The sequence below is a fragment of the Paenibacillus sp. CCS19 genome (genome assembly GCF_033239625.1).
Classification (GTDB): Bacteria; Bacillota; Bacilli; order Paenibacillales; family Paenibacillaceae; genus Paenibacillus_T.
The window spans coordinates 100,505-116,667 of record NZ_BTCK01000001.1; the positions used below are offsets into that span (position 1 = coordinate 100,505).

The following is a 16,163-nucleotide window of genomic DNA, read 5'->3' on the forward strand; positions in this document are numbered from 1 at the left end:
TTGGTCAAATCTCAACAAGAATTTAACATTGCCTAGATTTCAAATATTGTACCCATTTCGCGTGCAGCTCAGCTTCCGATACTTGAAATGCGCCTTGAAAATCAGTGGAGTCACGTATGAATTTATTGAGCGCATCTGAACTGTAAGAATGAAGGAGGTATTCTACGATCAAATGCGAGAATCCGTATCCTCCTATCTTCTCGAAATCCCATGTATCATTCGTTAAAGCTTGAAAGCTAGGGACGGCATCATTTTGAATCGCTTCTGAGGTGCTATACTGGATATATTCTTGCGACATTTGTTTGGCTTCCTGTCCGCTGAGTCCGTGAGTAAGCCATTTCGGTGCCGACGGATTGATATCGTTCACTAACCACATCGTAAACAAGCCTATCGTATGACGTAGGACCGATGTATACGTATGTTCCGGACCTGGATTTAGTGGGGATACGATTTTAATTTTGTTGTGATCATAGGTACCCATGAACCAATTAGGTGCATCCGGTTCGCCTATTGCTTGATGGAAAGTGGACAGATCGGGATAGATTTCGATCGCGATCTTCTGAGAAGGCCGATGACGATAGGTTGTTATAATTCGCTCTACATTGGTGTTCAGCTCTTCAAATAAGTCATGATATACCTTATTCATACCATCATTCTTGCTGGGAGCATCGCTCTTATCCACGATCGATATAAGTTCTTTGATAGACATGATTGTAATGTCACCCCATTCTTTTAATTCTTTCTTTAGTTTGTTTAAGGCACGGTAGAGTCTGTTCTTAACCGCGCTTTCGGGCATCCCAATGATTTTGGATATTTCCAATAAAGTGCAGTCGACGAAAAAACGCAATGATATGATTTGCTGGTCTAATTCATTCAATTGGGCTAACGCAGCACTAATGTCAATGCGGATATCGACATCTCTCGCCATATCAAGGGAAATCGATTGAGATTGGAAGTCGCTGACTTCGTGCACGATTTCTTTTTTTCGCGATCTCGTACGATACTCGTTTTTTACAATATTCTGCGCGATTTTGAATAACCAAGTAAATATACTAGAGTTATGGTTAAATAAGCGGAAGCTTTCCATTGCCTTTAAAAAAGCTTGTTGGGTTAAGTCATCGGCTGCTGCCGAATTTGTCTTTACTGCGATATAGTTTCGAATTCTCTCTCGATATTGAACATAGATGGCTTCGAAATGCTGGATATGCTCCTGCTCTTCCGGAAGAACAGGGATTTTCGTTTTGTCTTGAGCTCGCGACACCTGTAGTACCTCCTCCTGTACTTACCATTCATTAGACACCGATGGGAGGTAAAAAGCCACATTCTTGTAAAATTAATTTTCACGAAGGCATTTACTGTTGGATGACAACAAACCAAATTGACGATGAGGTGTTTAATATGGCATTAAAGTCCACATTCACGAGCTTCAATCTGCCTGTGAACAACGTAGAACAATCGAAGGCGTTCTTCACCGGACTCGGATTCGAACTCAACCCTCAATTCCCCGATAATGAAAAGTCGGCAGCCATTCTGATCGGCGACAACCTGCAGGTCATGCTGCTCACCAAAGAACTTTTGAAGTCGCTCACCCAGAAGGAAACCGTCGATACGGAAAAGTATGCGCAATTGACGATCGCATTGGCCTTCGAGAGCCGAGAAAAGGTGGATGAAATCGTGAATACTGCGGTCTCCTTGGGCGGGAAATCGTACGAAGAACCCGAAGACTATGGATTTATGTATCATTGGGCCTTCGAGGACTTGGACGGCCATATGTGGGCAATCAACTACATGAACACGGATGAAGCGCAAGGTTAAGGGTAACGGGGAGCGCACTCATACGTGGATTAACTAGGGAAGACGCGGGGCACCTTCCCTGGCGTCTTCTTAGTCTGAGTTCCATTATTTCAAATCCATAAGAACGGCTTGTCAGACCGATCTGTCTGTTTGACACGTTCCAATTCTTCGGCGTACTTACCTTGTTAAACATGCCCAACTCTTGGGAAAGCATCTAGCTATCATCTTGCCTGAGTCTTGCTTACGTATCACTATTCAGTATGTCAAAATACAGTTCGAAATGAGAAGAAAATAAGAAAGGAGATAAGGCGTTTGGAGTTTACAATAATCGAATATGACCCTTCCTATGCGATACAAACCGTTAAGATGTGGAGAGAGAGCAAGGAGCATGCTATTGGTCAAGAAGCGAAACATTCTTTTGAAGATCATATGTTTTTTTTGAATAAAATTCTGGTTAGAGATAATAAGGTGTTCCTGGCAATAGAACCGTCAGGCAAGCAAGTATTAGGCATATTAGCATGTAATGAAAATTGGGTTAATCAGTTATACGTTCATACCCAATATCAAGGGAGAGGAATAGGGAAAAAGCTTCTGGATCTCGCCAAACAGCAATCGCAGGGTTGCCTTTTTTTATACACCTTTGAAGTCAACAAGAAAGCACAGGCATTTTATGAAAGAAACGGATTTACGATTGTTGGTAGAGGAAATGCCAATGAAGAGCAGCTTGAAGATATAAAGTATGAATGGACACAGTCTTAGCTCAACAACACGAAACCACTTATGTTACGTAAAATGAAGTTGAGAGGGTAACTATGCTGAACTAATCCTGATAGGAGTGAAGGAATGAGAGTCAACAAAAAGCTAATGAGTTTAGTGATGATATGTTTATTCATGTTCACTTTTCTCCTTATAAGCGCATGTAGTCAAATAGAGAAATATGAAACTATTGAGGTTTTTGCAATAGATACACTTGATGATCATCAAAATGATGAAGGATTCTTTGAACGAACGGGATACAAAATAGTGAATTCAATAACCGCTATTGAGGAAGGAAAAAACCATATTAAATCGGATATTAAATCTATTGAGGATTATTATGATAGGAACGATAAATATTTGCGAACAGAAATGATCCATTCCTATTCATACAAATCTAAGCTGTTGCTCACCGATGAAGGAAATACCCTGAAAGACACCATTTATGAACCCTCCACAATCCTTATAACCCCTGAAAATGCAAAGAACAATTTAAAATTAACCAATATGACTCAGGAAGAAAAAATACAGGTGAAAGATCATGTATTAGCTTTCGTGGAAAAGCTGTAAGAAACGAAAGTTTTATGAGGTAAGGCTCGGCAAAGGAGTGCTGTGACATGAGCCAATCTGTGAGATCCGATATCCTGGCGGTCCTGGATGCGGAGCGCCGGTCGATGGGCATGCCGTCTCCCAGCGGTGACGTAGTCGTGGAGCGTACCGTGGAGGGATCAGAGTGCAGGATCGTGTTCGCCAGTTGTCCAGTGGAGGAGATCGATGAACTGATTCGCCGGGAGCGGGATGCTGCTGTAGCCGGTGGCTATAGTTTGGAGTGGAAGTACTACGGACACGACATGCCCATAGACCTGCCCGAGCGGCTCGTCGCCGCTGGGTTCGAGGCCGACGACGAGGAGGAGGTGCTGGTTCTACCGCTGGACGAGGCCTCGCTGGCCACTCTCGATGAATTCGACAGGTTCGATATTAGAATCGTCCGGGACGAGCGTGACCTGGCCGACTACGCCGAGGTGTCTCGCGAGATTGGCAGGAGAAACGTGGAGGAAGAGAGGCGCTCGCTGGCTCTGGAATTGAAGGAGAGGCAAAACGAGATGAGTATCCACATCGCCTACGTGGACGGCGAGCCCGTCGCTTGTGGGCGAGTCTACTTCAGAACCGGTGGGTCATACGCCGAACTGACCGGGGGCCGCACCAAGATCGCACACCGACGTAAAGGCTATTTTACCGCACTTGTCGCCTCGAGGCTGTTGGAGGCCCGTGACCGCGGTCGTACGCATGCTTTCGTTGACGCGCTGCCGACTTCCGCACCAATCCTGCGGAAGCAAGGCTTCCAGTTCGTAACGCGGACGCGTCCGTTTGTGCTGGAACCGAAGTGAGAGGAACCGTGTTGCGTTAACTGTTATTTTATTTTCGATCCCAATTAATCTCACTCTATTGGCATAACCAAAATCTTTTACGCTAACCTTCGCCTATTTATGATATGGTTCACCGTAGTACGGTTTGACCACAAGATATATATCAGTATATAAAGACAAAACCACTCTTGAGAACGGAGTGGTTTCTTTAATGGAACTTCTCTTATAGTCAAGTTGTATGTCGTTACCAGTTTTCAAGAATGTTCCTTGACGCTCTCAAAATGCAGACTTTTCATCCAACTTTAAATACTCATCTGCTAGGAGTGAGTAAACTAATGTATTCGTAAATAATTTACCAAATGAATATTCTCTTAAAAGCCCCTCTATTTGGAAACCATGCTTTTCCAATAAACCTATTGAGGGCGAATTTTCTGGCATTACCATTGCTTGAATACGATGCAACCCTAAATTTTGAAAGCCAAAAGGAAGTATCGCACCAAAAGCCTCGGTCATAATTCCTTTTCTCCAGTGATTTTTTGATAAATTATAACTAATATTCGCCATCGATCCTCTAACGAAATTACCAAATCTGCAGATCCCAATAATCTTATCAAATTCTTTTTCAGATATTCCCCATTCAATTACTTCTTTTCTCTTAAATGCATTACCTTGTCGAAGTAAGCCACTCTTAACTGTCTTTGCATCCTTTGGACTATCATATCCCCAATATTTTGTTACATCGGGGTCAGAGAAATAATTAAAATAATCTTCCGCATCATCCGGTCGTAGTTCCCGTAGTATGAAACGTTTTGTTTCAATAACTGGAAAATCAAGAAATGAATCATTAAAACTCACTAGCATTATCCTCCTTTGAAAATAAATACTCTGATATATCCAACATTGTACCATATGTTGGATAACCTGATTCGTATCGCTTCAAATTCACTCATAGTCGAGCGGTGGAAGCGCTATGAAAATGTTTCAAATTTAGATTAACGTCGGATTCATTAGGATTGTGTAGGTTTTCCATATAGTTGTCTACAAAGTATGTGATCTAACCTAACACATTTGTCCATCAGAGAGGTTTAAGGCAACGGAAAGGGGGATTGCGTTGATTGAATTTCAGCAAGTGGAGAAGCATTATGGCGATTTTCATGTGCTTAAAGGCATCGATCTTCGAATCGCGCAGGGTGAAGTCGTCGTTGTGGTCGGGCCTTCCGGCTCGGGGAAAAGTACCCTCCTCCGCTGCATCAACCGATTGGAGGCTATTACGAGCGGCCGTCTGACCGTCAACGAAGTCGACGTCACCGATAAGAAAGCCGACATCAACAAGCTGCGGCGGGAAATCGGCATGGTGTTCCAGCACTTCAATCTCTATCCCCATATGAAAGTGATCGACAATATTACGCTAGCACCAATGAAGGCGCTCGGTGTGCAGAAGCCGCAAGCGGTGGATACGGCCAGGATGTATTTAGAGAAAGTAGGAATCGCGGACAAGGCTGGCGCGTTTCCTTCGCAGCTGTCCGGCGGACAACAACAGCGCGTGGCAATCGCCAGGGCGCTGGCCATGAAACCGAAGATCATGCTCTTCGATGAGCCGACCTCCGCACTTGATCCGGAAATGGTAGGTGAAGTGCTGGACGTCATGAAGACCTTGGCGCATGAAGGGATGACGATGGTCGTCGTAACGCACGAGATGGGTTTCGCGCGGGAAGTGGCGAACCGCGTCGTCTTTATGGACAAAGGGCAAATTGTCGAAATCTCTCCGCCGGAAGAATTCTTCGAGCAGCCCCGGGAAGAAAGGGCGCGTTTGTTTCTTAATCGCGTGTTGCGTCATTAACGGTTTGCACACGATTGGTACATGTTTCCAAAATTATGTAATTCCATAACGGAGAGGGGTTATAAGCTATGAAGAAAAGAAGTTGGATGACGCTTGGCATTGTACTTGGGTTTCTTGCCACGACATTATTGACCGGATGCGGCAGCAAAGAAGGAGGGGAAGACAACGGCGCGAACGGAGATTCACCGTCCAAAGCCGTTTCGGCGCTGAGCGCCATCAAGAGCCGAGGGAAACTCGTCGTCGGCGTCAAGTACGACACGAAGTTGTTCGGCCTGAAGGATCCGGCAAGCGGCAACGTCGAAGGCTTCGACGTCGACATCGCCAAGGCGCTAGCCAAGGAGATTCTCGGCGACGACACCAAGATCGAGCTTAAGGAAGTCACATCCAAAACGCGCATTCCGATGTTGAACAACAACGATATCGATATGATCGTCGCCACGATGACGATTACGGAAGAGCGCAAGAAAGAAGTCGATTTCTCCGACGTGTACTTCAAGGCGGGCCAATCCCTACTGGTGAAGAAAGGAAGTCCGATCAAGAGTATTGATGACATCAAGAAAGGCACGAAAGTATTGGCCGTGAAAGGCTCGACCTCGGTCGACAACATCAAGGCGAAGGCGCCGGACGCGACCATCCTGGAGTTCGACAACTACCAGGACGCGTTTAACGCCCTTAAAGCCGGTCAGGGCTACACGCTGACGACCGACAACGCGATTTTGTACGGCATGGCCGTCCAGGACCCGAACTACGAGGTTGTCGGAGAGCCGTTCACCGACGAGCCGTACGGCATTGCGATTAAGAAAGGTGCAACCGATCTTCTGAACAGCGTCAACGAAGGATTGAAGAAGCTGCACGACAGCGGCGAATACGACAAGATTTACAAGAAATGGATCGACAAAGGGGAATAGTGATCTACGAACAATGGATGGGTGGCCAAGCGCCACCCATCTTCTTCATATCGGGAATAGGGGGAGGGGTCAGCATGCCGGACATATCGATTTTTATAGACCATTTCGGAATCTATATGAAAGGGTTTGGCAACACGATCTGGGCGAGCGTCATTGCTTTACTCGGCAGCTTCGCTCTTGGGACGATCATCGCCGTATTCCGTATTTCGTCCGTCAAGCCGTTGCGGTGGATCGGAACTGCATACGTCGAGTTCGTTCGGAATATACCGCTGCTGCTGGTCGTTTTTGTGTTTTATTACGGGTTGCCTTCGCTCGGAGTGACGTTAAGCGGATTCTTCTGCGGCACGGCCGGACTAATGGTATATACCGCCTCCTTCGTTGCCGAAGCAATTCGGGCGGGCATTATGAGTATTCCGTCCGGACAGACGGAGGCGGCTAGAGCGTCGGGATTGACGTACATGCAGACGATGCGGCATGTCGTGCTTCCGCAGGCGATTACAATCGTCATTCCGCCGCTCAGCAACCAATTCATAAACCTCGTGAAAAACTCGTCGATTCTCGGCGTCTTCGCCGGATTCGACTTGATGTATTATGGCGATCAGGTGGCCAGCAAGACGTACGCGACCTTTGACACCTATATCTTCGTCGCGGCGCTGTATCTCGTTCTGACACTTCCTTTAAGCTTTGCGGCGCTGCAGCTCGAACGAAGGTTGGGCAAGAACGGATAGCAATGCCGTTATGCACCGTGAAACGCAAGATTCGCTAATAACGATTAGGAGGATCGGCGGATGGACATCGTTGGTGCTTTCTCTTACCATAATCTCATCTTTATCATGAAAGGCTTCGGCATCACGCTCTGGGTTGCTTTCGTCGCGATCGTGCTCAGTTTCGTGCTGGGAAGCATCACCGGAACGCTGCGTTATATGAGAATTCCGGTCGTATCCCGCATTCTCGGAGTGATCGTCGAGTTTATCCGCAATTTGCCGCTGCTGTTGATCTTGTTTTTCACCTATTTCGCGATGCCGGACGTCGGTCTCAAGCTGGGGGTCATGAGCTCGGCCATCGCCGGTCTGGCGGTATTCGAAGCCGCGATGATCTCGGAAATCGTGCGCAGCGGGCTAAGCTCAATCCCGAGAGCTCAGGTGGAAGCCGCCCGTTCGTCGGGTCTCACTTATACGCAGACGGTTTGGCATATCGTGCTCCCGCAGGGACTGAGGCGCATGGTGCCGCCGATCGTGAGCCAGTTCATCTCCCTGCTCAAGGACACGTCGCTAGCCATCGTCATATCCCTGCCTGAATTGATGCACAATTCGAAGATCGTCATCGCGCAAAATTTCGATTATACCCTTCCGATTCTCGCGCTTGTGGCCGTCTTGTATTTTGCGGTCAATTACGCGCTGTCGCTTGCGGCTAGGCGCCTGGAAAATAAGTGGGGCTAAGCATCCTCGACTTTAGATCCCGATGGGAGTCATTCCTATAGCCATACTAAATTGGTCCAAAACCGAAAGCATGCAAATATCCGTCGTCGCCATCGTCGTAGCGGTTGCCGGGGAATTCAAGATCAACCCGTTCATCGGCGAGGTTTTTCGCATCGGTCTTGGCAGCAGCGCCTTTCTGTTCCTGCTTCTGTTGATGAGCCATCTGGATTATTGGCGGACGGGAATCGCCGCAGGCGCGACGGTGCTGCTGTTTCGGGTATCTTTAGACGGAGCCGCCTCGGCCGGCACGTTCTATCTTCTCGACAGCGTGAAGACGCACTTCTCCGCCATGCTCTATTACATCGTCTTCGGGGCCGGAATGGCCCTCATTCAACGCAGATTGCATCAATTGAATCCGCTTATCCTCGGCGCGTGCGTGTCGCTGATCGACGTTGTCTCCAATGAGGCGGAGCTGTTGATGCGCAGCGTCGCTTTCGGACTGCCGTACTTTGAAACCAATCAGTGGATGCTGATTTCGGTCATCGCCGTGGTGCGCAGCTATTTTACGACGGGCATCTACAGCAGCATTGCCGTGCACCAAATGCGAAGCGTTCACGCCGAACAGCAAAAACGGATCGAACAAATGATCAATGTCGGCAGCGGGCTCTATGGCGAGGTCTTCTATTTGCGCAAATCGATGGATGCAATCGAACAGATTACCGCGAAAAGCCACGATCTGTACGGTCTTTTGAGCAAAGAAGGGCTGAACGACTACAGCCGGTCCGTTCTCGAGATTACCCAGCAGATTCACGAGGTGAAGAAGGATTCGCAGCGAATTCTGGCTGGACTGATGAAGCTTGTCGACCTGGAAAGCGCCCTGGAAATGACCTTAGCGGAGATCGTGGAGCTTGTGGTTAAGTCGAACGGCAAATACAGTCGGATGCTGAAGAAAGAGGTACTGATCGAGAAGGACGTCGGCATCGATTACCTCACTGCCCATTACGTACCGCTTATCACCGTGCTTAACAATTTGGCGGCCAACTCGGTCGAAGCGATCGAGCGGCATGGAACGATACGCATTCGCGTATGCGAACGCGAAGGAGAAACCTTGTTTATCGTCAGCGATACGGGGACGGGGATCGCCGAACAGGATAAGGATATGGTGTTCGAGCCCGGGTTTACGACCAAATTCAATCAGGAAGGCGTCGCTGCGACCGGCATCGGCCTCTCGCATGTTCGCGATATCGTGGGCTCTTTCACCGGCAGACTCCTCCTGGCTGAACCAGGGCGGGAATCTGAAACCACGTTTGCCGCAGCTTTTCCGACCGTTAAGTTGAAGAAGGGAGTGTAGGCGCATGCTATCGTTCTGTATTGTCGACGACGATGCGGTAAGCAGGCGTATGCTGCAGACGATTATCGAGAAAGGCGGCGTCGGCGAGGTGCTCGGAATGGCGTCGGGCGGCGTAGAAGGGAAGCTGCTTGTACTGGACGAAAAACCCGATGTCGTGCTCATTGATCTATTGATGCCGGACCAGGACGGAATTGAAACGATCGCGCGGCTGAAACAGGAAGGGTACGAGGGCAAGTATGTCATGATCTCGCAGATCGAGAACAAAGAAATGATCAGCAAAGCGTATCAAGCGGGAATTGAATTTTATATCCAGAAGCCGATTAACCGGGTGGAAGTCAAAGCCGTGCTTGGTAAAGTAAGCGAGCAATGGCGAATGGCCCGTTATCTGAAGGAAATCAAACAGTCGATCGCGAAACTAGACGACCTGAGCTCGGAGTCCGCGGGCACGCGGAAGAAGCACGATGCCAAAGAAATCATGCGGATGATCTTATTGGACATGGGCATCATCGGAGAAAGCGGAGCACATGACATTATCGAGATGATGTCATGGCTGATTGGACGGCAACAGGACGGTGGCTTTCCATCACTTAAAGCGTTATACGAAATCGGAGCCCGGGCGAGCAAGCCGAAAGGCGGCGATATTGAGAAGGAAGGGAAGGCGCTCGAGCAGCGCGTTCGACGGACCGTCATCGCCGCTTTATCCAACTTGGCGAGCATCGGGCTCACGGATTACAGCCACCCGAAGTTCGAGCATTACGCGCCGCTCTATTTCGACTTCGAAGACGTGCGTCTCAAGATGCGAGAAATCGACGAGAAATGCCCGCAGGAAAAGCGCAAAGTCAATATCAAGAAATTTCTTCAAGTCCTATACCTGGAAACGCTGGATAAAATGAAAAATCAATAAAATGAAAGCCGCCGACTACTTGTACAACAGCTACACTTTATATAAATCGACAAAATGGCAGCCGGGAATTAATCATTCGGCTGCCGTTTGGCTTTAATACTGCTTCGTTCTGTCACGGACGTAATCCGCCAATAGTATAACCGCCATCTACGAGTATGCTCTGACCAGTAACAAAACGAGCGTCATCGGAGAGAAGCCAGACCACAGCATCGGCCACGTCTTCGGATTGGCCCACCCGCTGTAACGGCGTTTGCTTGACGAAGGGACGTGCCGTAGCCTCGTCGCTTAGAACCTCCTGCGACATCGGAGTTGCAATCATTCCAGGACTGACATTGTTAACTCGAATGCTGCTAGGACCAACCTCCAACGCAACAGTTCTCGTCATTGCATCGAGTGCTCCCTTGGAGGCGGCGTAGCCTGAAGTACTCGGCATTGCCCCATGCGCCGTCCACGAAGAAGTGTTAACGATCGAGCCCTGGATTCCAAGGTCGAGCATTGCTGCAATCTCGTACTTTAGACAGGCGAACACGCCACGCAGATTGATCGACATCAGAGTATCGAAATCTTCAAAGGATAGCTCGTGTACAGGTGAGAAAGCACCAAGAATACCCGCGTTGTTCCAAGCCATATTCAGACTTCCAAATGTATCCAAAGTCTTGTTTACAAGCGCTTCAACCTGCCGAGGATCGGCAACGTCAGTCTGAACAGCGAGGGCCTTGCCTCCCTTAGAGATAATTTCGTCATAAACTTCTTGAAGCTCTTTTTCATTCAGGTAAGTAATACACTTAAAGTACGCAAATTAATAATACTAAGTAATAAAAATGATACTATGTGGAGGGGTAACGGGATGGTAAATGCTTCTGAAAAAAAGTGTCCAGTCGAAACGACGTTTGACGTTATTGGTGGAAAGTGGAAGGGAGTGATTCTTTATCATTTAATGAGCGGAACGAAGCGGTTCGGCGAGCTTCGCAAAATTTACCCTCAGGTCACTCATCATATTCTTACCTTGCAACTGCGGGAACTCGAACGTGAAGGAATCATAGCCCGCAAAACGTACAATCAGGTACCACCAAAGGTAGAATACTCGCTTACCGAATTCGGAAAAACCTTGAACCCGATTATATTGTTGATGAAAGAATGGGGAGAGCTTTACAATGAACGAAGACCTCATTCCTCGGAAGTTTGACCTCGCATTCCCGCCAAAAGGGAACCCCCTCCCGCTTGACTATCAGCCAAAGGGACCGGGGCTACTGTCCCAATGCAGCCACAAACAGTTCTTTTCTCGTCAATAAAGAAGAGTTAGGTTATTGCGCTAAACGGATACTATAGCTCAATCCAGACATTACGGCAGCCTGTCAACGATCGGCTGCCGTTTTCTCAACTAACGGACAGATTGCGCTAATGAACTTACGATATTCAGAGAGCGAATAGAAGGTCGAATAAATACAGGAAAATCTATATTGAAATGAGTGATGGATTTTGAAGGAAAGCAAAACGAAAGCTTATTTAGCCCTTAATTATCAAGCATTTCTGGATATTAAAAATAGTGGTGAATTCAACATGTATAACTGCAATCGTGTATTTCGAATTGCTCATGCTTTTCACAATCTTGCGTTGTCAATGATGGAGGACTTTGTAGGGTTTAATGAAGAAAGCTTTTGGAGCAATATAAATGAACTCGAAAGAGACTTCGGATTAGTTCATTATCGAAAATTATTTGAAAAAACAGTTCAGGCGAAATCTTAAGCTAACTGTAAACGATAATTTAACGACAGAAGTAGCATATACGGGCGAGCCGCCTGGTAACATAAGCACGATGTTAAATATATACAAAAACTGTATTGGTTTTAATGGAATTGTCTGGTACTATGGATTTGTATTAAAAATATGTGTGACTGGCGTAACGTAGGGTAACTACGGGGGAGCACATATTTCATAAGCCGTACGCCTGGGCAAAGTATTTGATCTTAGATCAGATGCTTTTTTTATTTTAGTTATCGAAGCTCAAAGACTCAAATTCATTATTGATCAAGGAGGCTTCCATGATAACCAAAGAAACGATTCAAAAGAACCTTAAGAGCTGTCTCGAAGACACCTCATTTCTGAATGTACCCGGGTTCAGGAGAGATAAAGTTCGCGACACCTATGATCTAGGTGACTCTCTAATCCTTATCACCACAGACCGCCAAAGCGCATTTGACAGGATTCTTGCCAACATTCCGTTTAAAGGCCAAGTATTAAATAAGCTTAGCGCTTTTTGGTTTGAAAATACCTCCGATATAGTAAGTAACCACGTTATTAGTATCCCGGACCCGAATGTTACAATAGGAAAAAAATGCAAGGTGTTTCCGGTTGAATTTGTAGTGCGCGCCTATCTTACGGGTTCGACAGACACCTCGGCATGGGTCCAATACTCACAAGGTATCCGTGACATATGCGGCAATATTCTACCCGATGGAATGAAGAGAAATCAAAAGTTCGAAGAACCGATCCTGACGCCATCAAAGAAATCAGCAGCACATGACGAATCGGTTTCGGCTGCCCAAATCGTTGACGAAGGCTTAATCGACAAAGAGACCTTGGAGTATTTGCGGAAAATCGCATTCTCGCTTTTTGCCAGGGGCACAGAGATTGCAGCAAGGAACGGATTAATTCTGGTAGATACCAAATATGAATTCGGAATTGATGACAAAGGCGAAATTCTTCTCATCGACGAGATACATACACCCGATTCTTCCCGCTACTGGATCAAAGAGACCTATGAATCGAGGTTAGCCGAAGGCAAGGAACCGGAGAATATCGACAAAGAATTCCTGCGGCTTTGGTTCAGGGAGCATTGCGACCCTTATAAAGATGAGATCCTGCCTGCCGCACCGGATGACCTTATCATCGAACTGTCGCATCGCTATATCCGTCTCTTCGAAATGATCACCGGCAAGGAATTTTCGGTCGACGGTACGCATTCTATAAAAGATCGACTTATAAAGAATTTAGATGCTCATCTTAACTAAGAGGCTTTTATCAGACTAACGGAGAACGGTAGTTTAATGTAGAGGAGGATCAGGAATGGATCTTAAAAAAATCAACTCGATTACGAAGTATCCTAGTATTCTTACCTACCACAAGTTGGGTGAGCGAGGCAAACTAATCGAAGATGTAGTTGAGGAGAGAGGATTGTTAACTGACGCTGATACAATCTATATTTATGAGAAAGTGGATGGCGAGAATTCAAGGATGATCTTCTTTAGAAATGATCTTAATGAGATTGATTATTTGATTGGCTCCAGAGAAGAATTGCTCTATGCCAAGGGAGATCGTGTTGGTAATCCATATGGCAATATAGCAGAATTCCTTAAACCAATAGCAGACAAGTATGTTGAAGATCATTTCCCCCAGGGAGATTGGGCATTAACAGTCGTTTATCAAGAGTCTTATGGCGGTAAGACCAAATCTGCAAAGAATTACACGGATAGCAAAATTCAATCGTACAGGGTGTTTGACGTATTCTCTTTGACGGAGAATGAACTGGAAAAGCTTCTAGCTTTACCTGAAGAGAAGATCGCCTCTTGGCGCGAGCATGGCAATCAACCTTTTTACAACGAACATGAGAAAGCTAAATTTATTCAGGCAAACGATCTTCGATGCGCCCCGCTATTAGCAGAGATTGATGGAGCGAGTTTTCCAATGACTATTGAGGATACCTTTAAATACCTTAAAAACTTCGAACAGACAAAGGTTGGCATTGATACGAATGGTCGATCCGAAGGTATAATTGTTCGATCATCTGATAGGAAGCAAATTAGAAAGATTCGTTTTGAGGATTATGAAAGGACTTTCAGAAAATAAATGGAAGCGTCAGACAAGCTAGTATTAGGCATATTAGCTTGAAATGAGAATGGGGTTAATCAGTTAAACGTTCATACCCAATATCGCCCCCGATAGTCCAAGAACAAGACATTCGAATGTTGAATGTTGCTCTTGACTTGGAGTGTACTCCAATTTGTATAGTGATCGTTGTCAAGTCAATATCACTTATTGGGGGCGTAATCATGAGCGCATCAAAAGTAGTTCTGATCACTGGCGGAAACAAAGGTATTGGTCTTGAGACTGCCAAGCAACTGGGCAAACTAGGATTCACAATATTGCTCGGTTCAAGGGATGAAGCAAGAGGACAGGAAGCGACGGCTACCCTGACGGCGGAGAACATCAATGCAAAGGCAATTACCCTGGACATAACAGATTTGGACACCATACAATCCGCAGTCAAACAAATTGATGATCAGTATGGGGCGCTTGATGTTCTGATTAATAACGCTGGCGTGTGCTTGGAAAGTGGTCTTCCTCCGAGTCAACATGACTTAACTGTTCTGAGGGACACTTATGAGACCAATGTTTTCGGCAGTTTTTCAGTCACTAAGACAATGCTCCCTTTGATTAAAAAATCGCCTGCTGGCAGAATTGTAAACCTTTCAAGCGGCTTGGCTTCCTTGACCGAGTATAATACCCCGGAATCGGATGCCGAGAAATACGGAATAAATCTGATCGCCTACATGAGTTCGAAAACGGCTGTCAATGCACTAACGGTCTTGTTTGCCAAAGAATTAAAAGATACGCCGATCAAGATAAATTCAGCTGATCCAGGGTATACCGCTACGGATTTGAATGGACATAAGGGTTATCGTACCGTTGAACAGGGCGCTTCCATTGTCGTGAAACTCGCCACCCTTCCGGACGATGGTCCCAGCGGCGGTTTCTTTGATGAGAACGGAGCGATACCGTGGTAATACGTCAGGAGGTGCGGCAAAGTGATCGAGGTTCCCGAAACCGCAAGCTCAATCAAACAGGCTGCTGAATTCACGGGGTTGTCAGAAGATACGATCCGCTATTATGAGAAAATCGGCTTACTTCCGTATGCCGACCGCAAAGCAAGCGGGCACAGAACGTACAGTAAACATCAATTGGATGGCATGATCTTTTTAACGAGACTCAAAGCAACCGGAATGACACTGGAAGAAATGAAGCGTTTCCGTAAGCTTTACGAAATGGGTGAAGCCTCGCTTCATCAGAGAGTCTCCATTCTAATCGAACACAAGAATAGAATTCAGAACGAGATTGACAGATTACTGGAGACGCAAAGGCTTATTGATTATAAAATCGACAAATTTAAAGAGGTCCTTGTAAGTCCGGATTTAAATGAAAAATGGATATCCCCATTTGCCGAATGAGAGCCTGGAGGAATATGAAAGAACCTTCAGGAAATAAACAAGTATTTCGATAGGTTGAAATTAATAGGGTAGAATGGCGCGGCTGCTGTGCTGCCCATACGGAAAGGGTTAAATTAAAGGGGTAGTTAAATGAATGATTTTATCATCATAAAAGTTAATCATCTAGAAACCTCTAAGTTAAAGCGGCTCGTTGAAGAAAGCTCGAGCGAAGGGTTTCGTCACATCAAACGTTTAGTGGCAGACTATGAAGCGGGAACCAATACATTTGACGGGGACGGGGAAGCCCTCTTCATCGCTATTAAAGAAGGCGATATTGTAGGGGTATGCGGGTTAAACCAAGACCCTTACGCAGGTATTAAAGCAGTTGGTCGTGTTCGTCGTCTCTATGTCCTACCAAGTGCTCGACGATTTGGGATAGGACGCTTGCTGATGGATTCGGTAATTGCAGAGGCTAGAATTCATTATCAGATGCTTGTTTTAAAGACAGATAATCCTAATGCAGATTTGTTTTATCAATCTATAGGATTTTCGGTTAAGGCTGATTCAGAGAATGATACTCATTTTGTGAGAATCTAGAAAGTTGAAAGGAATGAGAACAAT

General features: G+C 46.3%; 20 protein-coding genes and 1 riboswitch. Of the genes, 17 read left to right on the forward strand and 3 right to left on the reverse strand.

Features of this window, described 5'->3' with window-relative positions; genetic code table 11:
• Positions 1-22: 22 nt before the first annotated feature.
• Complete coding sequence (locus SBI19_RS00540) at positions 23-1,261, reverse strand: RNA polymerase sigma factor (RefSeq protein ID WP_317964246.1); 1,239 nt, start codon at positions 1,259-1,261, stop codon at positions 23-25.
• A 137-nt stretch (positions 1,262-1,398) separates the two neighbouring features.
• Here SBI19_RS00540 and SBI19_RS00545 point away from each other — a divergent pair, with 137 nt between their 5' ends.
• The 4 genes from SBI19_RS00545 to SBI19_RS00560 all read left to right on the forward strand — a co-directional run bounded on the left by SBI19_RS00545 (position 1,399) and on the right by SBI19_RS00560 (position 3,938).
• Positions 1,399-1,815: a VOC family protein gene (locus SBI19_RS00545; protein ID WP_317964247.1), complete on the forward strand. Its 417-nt coding sequence runs from the start codon at positions 1,399-1,401 to the stop codon at positions 1,813-1,815.
• A gap of 291 nt (positions 1,816-2,106) precedes the next feature.
• The gene (locus SBI19_RS00550; protein WP_317964248.1) at positions 2,107-2,553 is read left to right on the forward strand and encodes a GNAT family N-acetyltransferase; all 447 of its coding nucleotides are present in this window, start codon (positions 2,107-2,109) and stop codon (positions 2,551-2,553) included.
• 84 nt (positions 2,554-2,637) lie between these two features.
• A complete protein-coding gene (locus SBI19_RS00555) occupies positions 2,638-3,120 on the forward strand; it encodes a hypothetical protein (protein ID WP_317964249.1) in 483 nt (160 codons plus the stop codon).
• A 47-nt stretch (positions 3,121-3,167) separates the two neighbouring features.
• On the forward strand, positions 3,168-3,938 hold the full coding sequence (locus SBI19_RS00560; RefSeq protein ID WP_317964250.1) for a GNAT family N-acetyltransferase: 771 nt from the start codon (positions 3,168-3,170) through the stop codon (positions 3,936-3,938).
• Between the two features lie 255 nt (positions 3,939-4,193).
• Here SBI19_RS00560 and SBI19_RS00565 read toward each other — a convergent pair whose 3' ends face one another.
• Positions 4,194-4,772: a GNAT family N-acetyltransferase gene (locus tag SBI19_RS00565; protein ID WP_317964251.1), complete on the reverse strand. Its 579-nt coding sequence runs from the start codon at positions 4,770-4,772 to the stop codon at positions 4,194-4,196.
• 256 nt (positions 4,773-5,028) lie between these two features.
• On the opposite strand from SBI19_RS00565, the gene SBI19_RS00570 reads away from it, so the two are divergent.
• From SBI19_RS00570 to SBI19_RS00595, 6 genes are all read left to right on the forward strand, one after another.
• A complete protein-coding gene (locus SBI19_RS00570; protein WP_317964252.1) occupies positions 5,029-5,757 on the forward strand; it encodes an amino acid ABC transporter ATP-binding protein in 729 nt (242 codons plus the stop codon).
• A gap of 68 nt (positions 5,758-5,825) precedes the next feature.
• Positions 5,826-6,665, forward strand: coding sequence for a glutamate ABC transporter substrate-binding protein (locus SBI19_RS00575; protein WP_317964253.1), 840 nt, complete (start codon positions 5,826-5,828; stop codon positions 6,663-6,665).
• Between the two features lie 74 nt (positions 6,666-6,739).
• Positions 6,740-7,393: an amino acid ABC transporter permease gene (locus tag SBI19_RS00580; protein WP_317964254.1), complete on the forward strand. Its 654-nt coding sequence runs from the start codon at positions 6,740-6,742 to the stop codon at positions 7,391-7,393.
• Between the two features lie 60 nt (positions 7,394-7,453).
• Entirely contained in the window at positions 7,454-8,104 is a 651-nt protein-coding gene (locus tag SBI19_RS00585; protein ID WP_317964255.1) for an amino acid ABC transporter permease, read from the forward strand.
• 70 nt (positions 8,105-8,174) lie between these two features.
• On the forward strand, positions 8,175-9,434 hold the full coding sequence (locus SBI19_RS00590) for a sensor histidine kinase (RefSeq protein WP_317964256.1): 1,260 nt from the start codon (positions 8,175-8,177) through the stop codon (positions 9,432-9,434).
• A gap of 4 nt (positions 9,435-9,438) precedes the next feature.
• A complete protein-coding gene (locus tag SBI19_RS00595; RefSeq protein ID WP_317964257.1) occupies positions 9,439-10,338 on the forward strand; it encodes a response regulator in 900 nt (299 codons plus the stop codon).
• Between the two features lie 112 nt (positions 10,339-10,450).
• Here the strand turns inward: SBI19_RS00595 and SBI19_RS00600 are convergent, their stop codons facing one another.
• Positions 10,451-11,119, reverse strand: coding sequence for an SDR family NAD(P)-dependent oxidoreductase (locus SBI19_RS00600; RefSeq protein WP_317964580.1), 669 nt, complete (start codon positions 11,117-11,119; stop codon positions 10,451-10,453).
• 66 nt (positions 11,120-11,185) lie between these two features.
• Between SBI19_RS00600 and SBI19_RS00605 the strand changes: the two genes are divergently transcribed.
• From SBI19_RS00605 to SBI19_RS00635, 7 genes are all read left to right on the forward strand, one after another.
• Entirely contained in the window at positions 11,186-11,524 is a 339-nt protein-coding gene (locus tag SBI19_RS00605) for a winged helix-turn-helix transcriptional regulator (RefSeq protein ID WP_483312213.1), read from the forward strand.
• 293 nt (positions 11,525-11,817) lie between these two features.
• Positions 11,818-12,084 carry a hypothetical protein gene (locus SBI19_RS00610; RefSeq protein WP_317964259.1) on the forward strand — a complete coding sequence of 89 codons (267 nt, stop codon included), beginning with the start codon at positions 11,818-11,820 and terminating at the stop codon, positions 12,082-12,084.
• Between the two features lie 135 nt (positions 12,085-12,219).
• Positions 12,220-12,299: riboswitch (ZMP/ZTP riboswitch) on the forward strand.
• Between the two features lie 81 nt (positions 12,300-12,380).
• Complete coding sequence (locus tag SBI19_RS00615; RefSeq protein WP_317964260.1) at positions 12,381-13,349, forward strand: phosphoribosylaminoimidazolesuccinocarboxamide synthase; 969 nt, start codon at positions 12,381-12,383, stop codon at positions 13,347-13,349.
• A gap of 55 nt (positions 13,350-13,404) precedes the next feature.
• Positions 13,405-14,184, forward strand: coding sequence for an RNA ligase family protein (locus SBI19_RS00620; protein ID WP_317964261.1), 780 nt, complete (start codon positions 13,405-13,407; stop codon positions 14,182-14,184).
• Between the two features lie 203 nt (positions 14,185-14,387).
• Positions 14,388-15,122, forward strand: coding sequence for an SDR family oxidoreductase (locus SBI19_RS00625; RefSeq protein ID WP_317964262.1), 735 nt, complete (start codon positions 14,388-14,390; stop codon positions 15,120-15,122).
• Positions 15,123-15,143: 21 nt separating this feature from the next.
• Positions 15,144-15,563 (forward strand): MerR family transcriptional regulator, encoded by a 420-nt coding sequence (locus tag SBI19_RS00630; protein ID WP_317964263.1) that lies wholly within the window; start codon positions 15,144-15,146, stop codon positions 15,561-15,563.
• 129 nt (positions 15,564-15,692) lie between these two features.
• The gene (locus SBI19_RS00635) at positions 15,693-16,139 is read left to right on the forward strand and encodes a GNAT family N-acetyltransferase (protein WP_317964264.1); all 447 of its coding nucleotides are present in this window, start codon (positions 15,693-15,695) and stop codon (positions 16,137-16,139) included.
• The last annotated feature ends 24 nt before the right edge of the window (positions 16,140-16,163 follow it).